Origin of the sequence: Enterococcus hermanniensis, assembly GCF_001885945.1 — a bacterium.
Classification (GTDB): Bacteria; Bacillota; Bacilli; order Lactobacillales; family Enterococcaceae; genus Enterococcus_A; species Enterococcus_A hermanniensis.
In genome coordinates this window covers 120472-133693 of record NZ_JXKQ01000003.1, presented here as the reverse complement: position 1 = coordinate 133693, position 13222 = coordinate 120472, and the positions used below count along the sequence as shown (strand labels likewise).

Here is a 13222-nt window from a genome sequence, read left to right as displayed (position 1 = left end):
GATAAAGCATGCGGTTGAGCAAGCCAATCTCAAGTTTAGTAGTTGTAGGTACTTTGCTGCTTCTTAGTGCTTGTCAAACAACGCAAATTAAATCTTCAAAAAGCACTGAGACAGTAACAATTTCAAGTGTTGAGAAAAAAATTAGTACAGAAACAACAACTAGTCAAACACAAACAACTGAAAGTGAGGAAATAACAATGAAGAAATATAATCCAGGATCATTATTAGCAGCAGTTAATCAAAAGGATAACAATTTAGTTGAAGAGATATTGAAGACGAATGATTATGATATCAATGAGAAGGGCACCGAGGGCAATACTCCGTTAAATTTAGCAGTACATGGCAATCAAATAGAGATTGCTAAAATCTTGATTGATCATCAAGCAAATATCAATATTCAGAATACTATGAATGATAGTCCCTATCTTTATGCTGCGGCACAAGGGAAAACGGAAATATTAGCATATATGCTAGAAAAGGCTAACCCTGATTTGACCGTTCATAATCGCTATGGCGGGAATGGATTGATTCCTGCCGCAGAAAAAGGACATATTGATAATGTTAAATTATTATTGGCTGCGAAACAAGAACCAATTAATTTTCAAAATAATTCTGGCTATACAGCCTTGATTGAAGCAGTTGCATTACGAGATGGGTCAAAATTATATCAAGATATCATTAAGCTTCTTTTAGAAAATGGAGCCGATCAACATATTCGCGATAATTCAGGACGTACCGCCCTAGATTATGCAAATCAAAATGACTATGAGGAAATGAAAGAGATTTTAAATGAATACCAATAATTAATGAGCTTTTAATTGATTTATGGTCGGTAATTTAAAGATTTATTTTGATTTTTATGCAAAAAAGGATTGTTCTTCGTTAATGAAAATGAAGAACAATCCTTTTTTTGTATAATTTAACTAGTAAAGCTTACTTTTTATAAAACATGTCAAAGCGGCCAGTGTGTAGATCTTGAATGCTTTCACCACCCGGTAATGGGGGCAGCCCTAAAGAATCCTTACGACTGAAGGCTTCTTTCAATCCTGGTGTCCATTTGACATAATCGATTGTTTCAGGGGATATTTCGTGGTAGATCATCTCACCTTTATTTTCGATAATCTTTTGCGCAAATTTAGGTTCTACTAAAGTTCCTCGGGCAACAGCAATTAAATCTGCATAATTTTCGACAGCATCTTGAGCACTCGCTTCACTAAATACACCACCAACAATGATCAGCTTCGTTTCTTCATCTAAGACGTCTTTAAATAATTTCGCATAAGATTTTTCTGCATTACTTGGACTAGAATCATATCCGCCCCACAATGAAAGATGAATATAATCTAATTCATACTTTGCAACTTCTGCAATTAACTGCGTTGCTTCTTCAGCTGAGTAACCAATTTCAGAACCATGGATTTCATCCGGACTGATTCGATAACCAATAATGAAATTTTCAGGTTTTTCCAAATCAACGACGCGTTTTACTTCTTTAACGACTGCTAGAGGGAAGGCCATTCTTTTTTCTAAGTTACCGCCCCATTGATCTGTTCGATGATTCGATAATTTAGAGAAAAATTGTTGGATCAAGTAGTGATTGGCTCCGTGAATTTCGACACCATCAAAACCAGCAGCAATCGCACGTTTTGTCGCACGCCCGAAATCAGCAATGATCTCTAAAATTTCTTCATTCGTTAATTCTCTTACGGGATAATCTAGAAAAGAAAAATCGATAGTACTTGGAGCAACCACATCTTCACCACTTACTGCCTGACCAATCGCTGCTCGACCGGCATGATGAATCTGTAAAATAGCTTTATTTCCATCTTTTTTCAAGGCTTTGGCAACTTTGCTTAATCCTTCAAGATGTTCATCTGAATAAGCGCCTAATTGTTCAGGATAGCCAGGAGTATAGGCTGGGCCACCATTTTTACTAACATAATGAAACTCAGTAATCAGCATTCCTGCAGCTTGCGAACGGGCAGAATAGTAGTCGACTGTCTCGTCGGAAGCAAAGCCGTCACGTTTTCCTGAATGGGTTTGCATTGGAGACATGACGATACGATTCGTTAAAGTGGCACCATGTCTTAAAGTAATTGAATCTGTTAAGTGCTTCATTTGTTGAGTTCATCCTTTCATATTACACAGTAATTCATACGTTATATTCAAATATCGAATTTTATCGATATGAAAAATTAAAAAATAGAGAAGTAAAGTAATAGATAACAGCATCTCACTCAAGAAGATTTATTGAAAGATCTTCTTGAGTGAATTTACAGATCTTGTTCAATAAATGAACGGAAATTGGCTAAGGTAATTTCATTTCGACGATAGTAAGTCCACTTCCCAATTTTAGTCGCAATCAACAAATTTGCTTTTTGTAAAATTGAAAGGTAATGAGAAGTCGTTGACTGTGTTAGCCCAATTTTCTTTTGGATCTCGCCCACACAGACACCAATTTCAATCATATCAACATCAGTGTCATGTACAAAATAAGCAGTAGGATTTTTTAGCCAAAAAAGAATCTGTAAACGATGTTCATTTGCTAAAGCTTTAAATATTTCAATATTTTCCATAAAATTATTATATCGTAAAACTTCGATATGTAAAGCGATTGGAGTTAAGTGCTATTTAATATAGATGCATTTTTACTGTAGGCAATTAACTTTACTTACTATTAGTTAGCTATATACTGAATATAGTACATAGATTATTCTAATAGAGAGAAGGGCTTAGGGTGAAAACAACTACGGCAAATTTTAAAATCGATTCACAAACTACAATAGGAAAAGTAGTACTTAAAGTGGCAAATATCGAAAAATTAGCGGCATTTTATTCTGAAATCATTGGATTGACTATTTTAGAAAAGAGCGAAAGAACCGTGAGTTTAGGAGTAGCAAGGCATGTGCTACTAGAACTGCAAAAAGTTGACAATCCTTTACCGTTAACTAGAAAAACCGGACTTTTTCATGTAGCATTTTTAGTACCAACACGTAAAGATTTAGGAAATATGTTATACCACTATCTCGAAGCACAAGCCCCGTTACAAGGAGCGAGTGATCATGGGTATAGTGAGGCTCTTTATTTAACGGATCCTGAAGGCAATGGCATCGAAGTTTACCATGATAAATCAAGAAGTGAATGGGATATTCGACCGAATGGAGACATTATTGGGATCACGATCGAGATGGATGCAGCAAGGGTGCTTGCCGTCGCCGATCGTAAGTCTTCAGCTTTTCCTGAAGGTACAACAGTGGGGCATGTCCATTTAAAAGTCTCAGACTTGGCAAAGACGGATGACTTTTATACAAATATACTAGGTTTGACTCGTACTTCTGATTTCGGCTCTCAAGCTAAATTTTTTGCTGCCGGAGACTACCATCATCATATTGGTTCAAATATTTGGCTGGGAAATAATATTCCGGCAATGGAAGAAAATGATTTAGGATTAGATTACTATACCTTTGTTGTCCCTAACCAAGCAACTTTTGACCAGCTAAAAGAACATTTGAAAGCAACGAATACTCGTTTTGAAGTAGAAACGCATCAGAGTCTTTCGTTAAGTGATCCAAGTGGCATTTTGATTCGAGTAGAAGTAAAATAATGATTTTGAAAAAAGGTAATGTAAGTACAATCAATCTCAATATTAAAGCAAAGTGTTGATGTTTTGATTTATTCTTCTTTATATGGTTAATTTATTGCATACGTTACTATGTGTGGAGGGATAAGTTATGAAAACTAGTAAAATTGGATACTCCGAAGTGATCGTCAGTAAGTTAGGATTGGGAACCAATAAAGTTGGTGGACACAATTTGTTTGATAACTTAGACGAAAAAGATGGTTATGATCAAGTAAGAGCAGCGCTTGATGCTGGGATTACTTTATTAGATACAGCCTATGTCTATGGGCTTGGCCGGTCGGAAGAAATCATCGGAGAAGTATTGAAAGAATATGATCGAAGTAAGGTCGTAATTGCAACAAAAGCGGCACAAGATCCGGCTAATGATTTAAAATTAACGAATGATCCGGCATTTCTGACCAAAGCTGTGGATGAGGCCTTAGTACGCCTTCAAACAGATTACATCGATATTTTTTATATTCATTTTCCAGATGAAAAAACAAATAAGTCAGAGGCAGTGGCGGCGCTAGATAAATTGAAAAAAGCTGGAAAGATTCGTGCAGTTGGTGTTTCCAATTTTAGTTTGGAACAATTAAAAGAAGCAAATCGTGATGGATTAGTAGATATCGTGGAAGAACATTATAATTTGGTTCATCGCGAACCAGAGGATCGTCTATTTGAATATTTACGTGAGAATAATATCGCTTTTGTGCCCTATTTTCCTCTGGCTTCCGGATTATTGACTGGAAAATACTCCGAAGCGGATTACGAAAAATTCGATAAATTTTCTAAAGAACAATTTACAAAAATCATCCAAAACTTGGTTGTAGTAAAAGATATTGCGGAAAGTCATGAAGCAACAGTGCTGCAAATTATTTTAGCTTGGTATATGAAAAATCCTGATATCGCTGCGGTAATTCCAGGTGCTCGAAATGCTGAGCAAGTGAGTGGATTAGTCAAAGCAGCAGAAATTTCTTTAAGTGAATCGGAATATGAAAAAATTGATGAAGCTTTTACAAATCGTTAAATAGCCAAGTAAAAAATCCGCAGTAGCTCAAAGTGCTGCGGATTTTTATTTATTTTTATACGAATAGTTACATCAAGAATCCAGAGAAGATAAAACAAATGAGCCACCTAAACGGGTACCCATTTGAGCAAAAACAATTAATTCCATCCAATTTGAAGTTGATAAGACGGCTTTTTCTTTTTTTTGTAACTACAGATATAGTTGATATATCGTTTTGTGAGAGTTCAAAAGATCTTTTATTATACTTTTAAAGACGGATTAAGCAGGGGTTTGCTCACTAGATTTAGCTGTTTGAATCCTAAAGTCAATAAACTAAATTTAAGATAGAAAGCTAGCCCAATAAACAAACGCATCCAAAATTCATTAAAAATTTTGGATGCGTCTTAATTTGAAAAAAGATTATATTGCTTGCTGAATCAAATCTAGTAGTTCAGTTGTTTTCAATGTATAACTGATTTTAGGAAATAATTTTTCAAAAAAGATGGTATGCAATTGTTCATCACGATCTGCACAAGCATCTTCAATAACTAATAGGTGGTAACCGTGTTGATAAGCATCTAATGCAGTCGCATAAACACCATTAGCAGTTGCCACTCCTGTGAGGATCAACGTATCAATTCCGCGGCGGCGCAGTTGTAAATCTAAATCTGTTCCAAAAAAAGCACCTGGGTTGTATTTGGTTACCTTAATAACATTTTTAGCGGTTGAATCAGCGGCTATATTCATAGATAATTCCGCATAGGTTTCGGGCAGTTGCATCGGCTTTGCGTCAGAGTGATGAGGATGCAGATAGTGAAAGGTAGAGACATCAACATTTACTAATGTGATCAGAGCTTTAGTATTTTTAAGTGCAGCGGCGATTTTGTTATTTGCTTCAAGCACTTCGGTATTGGTGTGGGGGAACAGTATACCGGAATTTAAAATTCCTTGTTGTAGGTCAATAGAGATAAAGGCCGTTTTTGATAAATCTAAGTCTAGCATTTGAGTCACTGATATTCCAGCTTTCTTATTTTTTTATAAATGGATCATAGCAGAAAAAGCCGAAATATAAAATAATAATTTTTACTTTACAATAATAAAAAAAAGAATTAAGATAGAATAAATCGCACGCGATATGTTAAGGAGTTTTTTATGACTGAAAATGTTTCTCGAAATGAATTGAATCTGACGAATCAGCTTTGTTTTGCTATTTATGATTCCAATCGTTTATTTAACAAATTTTATCAACAAGCATTGAAGCCGTTTGAGTTGACCTATCCGCAGTACATTGTTTTATTATCACTGTGGGAAACGGATCGCCAAAGTTTGAAGGACTTATCAGAAGAATTATCGCTTAAAAGCAATACGTTGACGCCCTTGTTAAAGCGTTTAGAAGATCATGGTTGGGTTATCAGAAAGCGTCCTACTTCTGATAAACGTCAATTAGAAATTTGTTTGACTGACAAGGCCAATGAAAAAAAAGATACTGTACTTCAAGCTATTGAAACCTGTATTGGAGAGCAATTAGATTCAAATATGCAGTCTTATCAACAGGCATTAAATACTGTTTTGAAGATCAATCAAGGGCTTAAAGAGCTTGTAAATGAATAATTCAGATTCAATTAAAAATCTTGGACACTCTTTGAAATGTACAGGTGTATATTTCAAAGAATTTTTTAGAAAATATATCGCGTGCGACTTAAATTAGAAAAGAAGGTTATATGATGAAAAATTTTGATGTTTTATTTATTGGGAGTGGACAGGCTGCTTGGAACGCTGCCTTGCCCTTGGCAATGGCTGGTAAAAAAGTAGGGGTGATCGAGGAAAATAAAGTGGCTGGTGTTTGTACGAATTTTGGTTGCGATGCAAAAGCGGTTTTAGATGGTCCGGTCAAAGCACTAGAAATAATGAAACAATATGAAGAAGTAAGTTTGAACCCAATGAATGCCTCAATCAATTGGGAAAAATTGATGCAACATAAACATATGATCATTGATCCATTGGCTGATCAAGTCCAAGGGCTTTTAGAACGAGTAGGTGTGACTTTTATCTTTGGTCATGCAGAATTTATAGATCCAACAACGATCGAAGTTAAAAATGAAAAGTATACAGCAGAAAAATTTGTAATTGCTACTGGCCAACGTCCGGCACGATTAAATATTGAAGGCAAGGAATTTCTAAAAAGTAGTACTGATTTTTTCGATTTAGAAACATTACCTAAAGAAATAGTTTTTGTAGGGGCTGGATACGTATCAATGGAATTGGCTTCGATTGCGATTTCATCTGGAGCAAACGTACAAATCGTTGAATTTGGTTCGCGGGCATTGAGTGGTTTTGATTCAGAATTTGCGGATAAATTAGTTAAAAAAATGAGCAATGAGGGTGTAGCATTCCATTTTAACCAAGCAGTAACGAAAGTAGAGAAAAATGAAGCCGATCAGCTTATTGTTACAACTGATGGAGGCAAACAAATCGTAGCAGACTATGTGATCGATGCGACTGGTCGTATTCCAAATGTTGAGCATGTTGGGTTAGATAAAGCTGGCGTAATCTATGATCGTCAAGGAATCGTTGTCAACGGACATCTTCAAACCTCACAAAAAAATATTTATGCAAGCGGAGATGTGGTAAAAAAAGATGTACCTAAATTAACGCCAACAGCTGCTTTTGAAGCGAGATATTTAACACGATTAATTACTGGTCAAACGCAAGCTGAAATTGATTATCCTTTGATTGCTACAGCTGCATTTACACTTCCAAGAATCGCCCAAGTTGGAGTAACCACGAGTGAAGCCGCAGAAAATCCTGAAAAATACACGGTCAAAACAATTGATTTGGCTAATACATGGGATTATAAAGCTATGAATGAAAAAGAGGCTGAAATGAAACTGATTTTTGATCAATCAAAAAATTTAGTCGGAGCTGCTAATTATAGCAATGAAGCACCTGAGGTAATAAATAGTTTAACAACCATCATCCAAAATAAATTGTCTTTAATGGACTTGGATAAAATGTTGTATGCTTTTCCAACGTTAGATTACAATCTACCCTTCTATTTAATGCAAGCAATGGGTTAAAAGACTATTTTAATCAGCGAGAAAAAACGGGAAACAAATCACTCAATGATTTGTTTCCCGTTTTTTTGTAGTTTAAATTTGTAAAAAAGTCAAATTTAACTTTTGAATTTGTTTAGCAAGAGGGTTCCAAAGCAACAGATTTCCTAACATAAAAATGATAAATAATCCGAAAGTCATTAGTGAAAGTGTGCCTACAGATAGCAATTGATGGAATAAAATGATTGCTACATAACTTCCTACAGTAGTGCTTATGGTAAGAAAAAGACGTAATCGATTAAAAGGTTGACACGATTTCATGACCGCAAAACAACTGATTCCAATCAAAAGATAGTACATCAATGTGCGAGCATCAGGCGGTGATAAAAATAGTTTTTCGAACAACCATACTAGTAGAATATTAGCCATAACGAGTAGTCCGCTTGGTAAGGCGCGCTTAATAGCAGTAGGTAAAAAACGCCCGGCGATTTTTTGATTGTCTTTTTCAAAAGATAAGAAAAAGGCTGGATAGCCCTCGATTGCTAAATCAATCAATGTGATTTGCAGTGGGATAAATGGAAAAGTTGAAACTGTTAAAATACAAAATAGTGAAACCAGTAAAGAATAAATCGTCTTAATAAAGAATACTCCTGAGGAACGTGTAATATTATTAACTACACGTCGACCTTCAAAAATGATTGCAGGTAGTTTGCCAAAATCAGAATCTAACAGTACAATATCAGCAATTTGGCGAGTTGCATCATCACCTTCAGCCATCGCAATCGAAATATCCGCTTCACGCAAAGCTAGGATGTCATTGACCCCATCACCCGTCATACCGACAGTTTGATTTTGCTGTTTTAATTCATGAATCAGTAATTTTTTTTGTTGTGGCGTTACTCGACCAAAAATCGAATGGCTATGAGCGAGCTGGCGGATTTCATTTTCGTCTGTGTAGTCAGAAAGATCAATCGCTGTTTGATAATTTTTAAAACCAGCTTTTTCAGCAATCGCTGCGACAGTTTTGGGATTGTCGCCTGAAATGATTTTCAAATCAACTGCTTGTGTTTCAAGAAAATCTAAGGTTTCTTTGGCGTTGGCACGAATCGGATCACTTAGGGTAATAAAGGCAACTGGTAATAAATCAAGCGGAGTATCTTGGATCGCTGCTGGACTGAACGCTATCAAAAGAATCCTTAATCCGGATGTTTGATACTGTTGTATGACCTCAGGAATTTGATTGGTAGCTAATAAATTTTCGGGTGATCCTAGGTATAAAGTTTGGCAATCTTCAAATGTCACAGCCCCATATTTTCTTTCTGATGAAAATGGTAGTACCTGTACAGCAGATTTTGTTTGTCCTTGACCAAAGAATTGTTTAAGGGCTTGCGCAGTTGGATTATTATCGTCTGTAGCGAAGAGATAATTTTTCATCAAATCAGGTAGCGAATTTTTATAAGCGTCCTTTAAATAATGAAGTTCCTCTACTTGCATTTTGCCTTCTGTTAAAGTGCCTGTTTTGTCTAAGCACAAAACATCCATATGGGCTAAGTTCTCGATTGCATACATATTTTGGACTAAGACTTGTTTTTTGGCCAATTTTAAAACGCCAGTCGTCAAAGCAATGCTGATTAATAGAACTAAACCTTTTGGTAGCATTCCTAATAAAGCAGCAACAGAGGCTACGACGGCCGTGCTTGTCGCACTATGTTTTAAGAAGAAGGCTTCTATGAATAATAAAATTCCGATCGGTAAGATGATAAAGCTAGTGAACGTTGATATTTTACGAATCGAGCCAATTAATTCTGATTTTAATGGTTTGGTCGATTTTGTTTCATTAATTATTTTTGCTGCATAATTATCCGCACCTACATGTTCAACTTCTGCAAGTACTTGACCACTAGTCAAAAAACTACCGGATAAAAGTGTATCATCTATTTTTTTTAGGATCGTATCGGATTCCCCAGTCAGTAAAGATTCATTCACTTCGGCTTTACCATCCAATACTTTCATATCACTAGGGATTTGTTCGCCAGATTTTAATTGAACATAGTCACCTAAGACCAATTGGTTGGGCGCAATTTTTTGTTTGCTACCGTCTCGAAGGACGGTAATATCGCTTTGAGCTAATAAAGTTAAACGTTCCACCATTTTTTTCGCTCGTATCTCTTGGACAATTCCAATCGTAATATTCATCATAATAATGACAATGAAAAACATATTGCTATATGCTTTAACTGCAAATAAACAAGCGGCTAATAAAAAATTAAGTAGATTAAACAAGGTAAACGTATTTTCACGGATAATCGTTCCGATCGTTTTGCCGGGCTTTAAATTTTGTTCGTTGCTTTGACCCGCACTTCGTTTTTTTTTCACTTCCTCTGTTGTTAGTCCGGTAAATTTGTGCATAAATAGTGCCTCCGTTAAATAAGAATTTATTCAGTTGTACTAGTTCTAGCTTATACTAATCCGCAAAAAATAACGTCAGCAATACGTAAAAATTAGTAAAATATTTATAAGTTATGAATAATAAGCTTAAGGGACAATCTAAAATGCTTCTATTGGTATCTGGAAAATAATAAAAATAATCAGAAGAATTGCTTTAAAAAAGTCTCTGCAGCTTGACCGTCAAGTCCTTAATTAGAGTGAGGATTGTCAGGTATCGTCTTTTCTCGTATAGTAGAAAAAAGGAGTGAGTAAACATGATTGAATTAGTTGGGGTAACGAAGTCGTATGGAGCTAAAAAGGCGTTAAATAATTTAAATTTAACGATTGAAGCAGGTAAGATTTTTGGTTTTTTGGGGCATAATGGGGCTGGAAAATCAACGACGATCAAAAGTTTGGTAAGTATCTTAGAACCTACTAGCGGAGAAATCTTTTTTGATGGTAAGAATTTAAAAGAGAACCGCTTAGCCATTAAACAGAAAATTGCCTATGTGCCTGATTCGCCAGATATTTTCTTACAACTAACAGCCAATGAGTATTGGGATTTAATATCTGCAGCGTATGAGCTTCAGGACAATGATAAGAGACGTAAAGAATTGATCGAACTATTTGATCTGGTTGGTCATGAAAATGAAACGATCGAAAGTTTTTCTCACGGAATGCGACAAAAAACCATTATTATTGGAGCGTTATTACCTGATCCGGATATTTGGATTTTGGATGAGCCATTGCAAGGGTTAGATCCGCAAGCGGCATTTGATTTGAAGAAAATGATCCGACGTCATGCTGAAAAAGGAAAAACAGTCATTTTTTCAACTCATGTATTAGATAGCGCCCAGCAATTGTGTGATGATTTAGCTATTTTGAAGCAAGGAGAATTGCTTTATAACGGATCTGTAGTTGATTTGCTCGATGCTCATCCCAAAGAGTCTTTAGAAAGTATCTATTTACAAATGACTGGCCGACAATCAGATGGGGAATTGATAGAAGAGTTGGAAATGGGGCTAGATAATGAATAATGCGATCATCAAAAAACTGATTGCGATCAATATGTTATACGTAAATCCATCGGCCACTAATCAAGTTCGTAAAAAGGGACATGTGGGTAAGAAAGTCATTCAGAGTATTCTGAGGCAATATGTGATGTCAGGAATTATTTTTGTCATCGTTTATGGATTGACGATGCTAATGATTGATTTCGGGAAACTACCTGGCTACTTTACTTATTATATGGCCTTGTTCTCTTTGATTGGTTTTTCGCAATCATTATCTGCTATTTTTAATGTTTTTTTCGAGAGCAAAGATTTAGTAGATTATTTACCCTTACCGATTAAACAAAGCTATGTGTTTATGGCTAAGTTTTTGGCTGTTGGGCTGACGATTGTTCCGTTTTTATTGCCATTACTCGTTTTATTCTTTTTAACAGCCTTTAAAAGTGGTGTACCGATTCCCTTAGCTCTGTTTTTAGCAATCGTCCTATTTTTGATTTTTTTCTTTTTATTATTTAGTCTGTGCAGCTTGATTGTTTTTGGTTTAACAAGAACGAAATCATTTCGTCGGCATAAAAAATTATTTACTAGTCTGATGTTAGGCTTTTCAATGCTTATATCTGTCGGTGGGATTCTAGCAATCAATTTTACCCAAAATTCAAGTACCTATGAAAGTGTCCAACAAGACCGGCATCCAATCAGTTTGTTTTTACCTTTTTATCAAGTGATGCATCAGTTAGTTTCTGTCGAAGGTTTGTTGATGCTTTTAGGTATTTTCCTGGTAACTGTTATTTTATTGGTACTACTCAAAGGATTTGTGATCCCTAGTTTATATGAACAATTCAGTGATGAAGGGGCACGAGATTTTGCAATAACAAGAAAATATAAAAGCAATCAATCTTTAACAAAACAATTAACCAATTACAATTTTCAATTGATAAAAAATCCTTCCTTGATCATGCAAGTATTGACTTCGTCTTTGATCATGCCAATTGTGATGGTTGCCACGATAATGTCTACCAAGGTTATAGACTTACAGGCGCTTTCGAATCGATATTTTGGTGTTTTATTTTTAACAGGCATCGTTTTTGCTAGTGTGATGATGAATCAAACATCATTTGTTAGTAACCTCATATCACTAGATCGTGAAAATTTTTCATTTATCCAATCGTTACCATTATCAATGCATCGTTATCTGAAGCAAAAATTTTGGATTGGTTGTATGTTGCAGATGGGCATTTCAGGAATTATTGGTCTTGCCATCGCTGTCATCATTCATTTACCAATAATCTTGATTATGTCGTTTTCAATCGGTGTACTATTTGGGACGTATTTACTCGCTTTATACTTTTTCGCTCGGGATTATCGTTTGTTGAACGTCACATGGACCAATGTGAATCAGCTGTTTACTCGAGGGGGAGGAAACTTTGGATTGGTTGTATGGCTGATGGCGGTCATTTTTGTTGGAGTGATCCTTATTTCATTGTATGCTTTTGCTATTAGTTTAGACTTAAATGCGTTTATCTTAAATGGCAGTGTATTATTATGGCTTCTAATTATGTCAGGTGCTTGGGTCTGGATCAATCATAATAACTTTTGGAAAAGATTCAACTACTAAGTAATTATGATTACTTAATTAAGATTTAGAATTTCTATAATTTAAATAGAGTGGTAAATAAATGGTATTTTGCTAAAAAAAAACAAATTTTTTTAGAGTCTTAAATCAAATGAATACATTAGTAAGATGTTTAAAGAAATTTTAACGTTAATAATCTTAAAAGATAGTCAATAGGGCTGTCTTTTTTTAATTTTTATTGTTAAATAAGATTGTCCAAATAGAAATATTTTATTGGAACGATTAATAATAGCATTTGATATAACAGCTTTTTAGAACTGTTTTTAGTAAATTTTATTTTTAAACGAATTGAAACCACGGCCTGGCACTGGTTGTAAGCGTTATTTTTTAATCTTTTATTTTGATAGGATAAACGATGAACAACTCTATTAAGAAGAGTTTTTTCAGAATATTTATAAAATAATGACAACTTGCAAACTGTATTTTTTCATTGTAAAGTTATAGTTGGGGTTTTACTTTGTTTGAGATATTATT

General features: G+C 35.1%; 11 protein-coding genes and 1 pseudogene. 7 read left to right on the top strand and 5 right to left on the bottom strand.

Annotation, left to right across the window (positions count from 1 at the left end):
- The first annotated feature begins 8 nt into the window (after window positions 1-8).
- On the top strand, window positions 9-803 hold the full coding sequence (locus RV04_RS04535; protein WP_071857284.1) for an ankyrin repeat domain-containing protein: 795 nt from the start codon (window positions 9-11) through the stop codon (window positions 801-803).
- 130 nt (window positions 804-933) lie between these two features.
- On the opposite strand, the gene RV04_RS04530 is transcribed toward RV04_RS04535, so the two are convergent.
- Window positions 934-2118 (bottom strand): NADH-dependent flavin oxidoreductase, encoded by a 1185-nt coding sequence (locus tag RV04_RS04530; RefSeq protein ID WP_071857283.1) that lies wholly within the window; start codon window positions 2116-2118, stop codon window positions 934-936.
- 155 nt (window positions 2119-2273) lie between these two features.
- Window positions 2274-2576, bottom strand: coding sequence for an ArsR/SmtB family transcription factor (locus RV04_RS04525; protein ID WP_071857282.1), 303 nt, complete (start codon window positions 2574-2576; stop codon window positions 2274-2276).
- A 161-nt stretch (window positions 2577-2737) separates the two neighbouring features.
- Between RV04_RS04525 and RV04_RS04520 the strand changes: the two genes are divergently transcribed.
- Both RV04_RS04520 and RV04_RS04515 read left to right on the top strand, forming a co-directional pair.
- Window positions 2738-3604, top strand: coding sequence for a VOC family protein (locus RV04_RS04520; protein WP_071857281.1), 867 nt, complete (start codon window positions 2738-2740; stop codon window positions 3602-3604).
- 127 nt (window positions 3605-3731) lie between these two features.
- The gene (locus RV04_RS04515) at window positions 3732-4646 is read left to right on the top strand and encodes an aldo/keto reductase (protein WP_071857280.1); all 915 of its coding nucleotides are present in this window, start codon (window positions 3732-3734) and stop codon (window positions 4644-4646) included.
- Between the two features lie 67 nt (window positions 4647-4713).
- Here the strand turns inward: RV04_RS04515 and RV04_RS13080 are convergent.
- Together RV04_RS13080 and RV04_RS04510 are read right to left on the bottom strand one after the other, a co-directional pair.
- Window positions 4714-4817, bottom strand: a pseudogene (locus tag RV04_RS13080) (2-hydroxycarboxylate transporter family protein); the annotation flags it as partial.
- Window positions 4818-5045: 228 nt separating this feature from the next.
- Complete coding sequence (locus RV04_RS04510) at window positions 5046-5627, bottom strand: isochorismatase family protein (RefSeq protein ID WP_211271176.1); 582 nt, start codon at window positions 5625-5627, stop codon at window positions 5046-5048.
- 150 nt (window positions 5628-5777) lie between these two features.
- On the opposite strand from RV04_RS04510, the gene RV04_RS04505 reads away from it, so the two are divergent.
- Both RV04_RS04505 and RV04_RS04500 read left to right on the top strand, forming a co-directional pair.
- Window positions 5778-6236, top strand: coding sequence for a MarR family winged helix-turn-helix transcriptional regulator (locus tag RV04_RS04505; RefSeq protein WP_071857278.1), 459 nt, complete (start codon window positions 5778-5780; stop codon window positions 6234-6236).
- Between the two features lie 113 nt (window positions 6237-6349).
- Window positions 6350-7702, top strand: coding sequence for a dihydrolipoyl dehydrogenase family protein (locus tag RV04_RS04500; protein ID WP_071857277.1), 1353 nt, complete (start codon window positions 6350-6352; stop codon window positions 7700-7702).
- A gap of 72 nt (window positions 7703-7774) precedes the next feature.
- On the opposite strand, the gene RV04_RS04495 is transcribed toward RV04_RS04500, so the two are convergent.
- Entirely contained in the window at window positions 7775-10087 is a 2313-nt protein-coding gene (locus tag RV04_RS04495; protein WP_071857276.1) for an HAD-IC family P-type ATPase, read from the bottom strand.
- 293 nt (window positions 10088-10380) lie between these two features.
- Here RV04_RS04495 and RV04_RS04490 point away from each other — a divergent pair, with 293 nt between their 5' ends.
- The gene (locus RV04_RS04490; protein ID WP_071857275.1) at window positions 10381-11142 is read left to right on the top strand and encodes an ABC transporter ATP-binding protein; all 762 of its coding nucleotides are present in this window, start codon (window positions 10381-10383) and stop codon (window positions 11140-11142) included.
- A complete protein-coding gene (locus RV04_RS04485; RefSeq protein ID WP_071857274.1) occupies window positions 11135-12730 on the top strand; it encodes an ABC transporter in 1596 nt (531 codons plus the stop codon). Before RV04_RS04490 ends, RV04_RS04485 begins: the two co-directional genes overlap by 8 nt.
- Window positions 12731-13222: the final 492 nt, after the last annotated feature.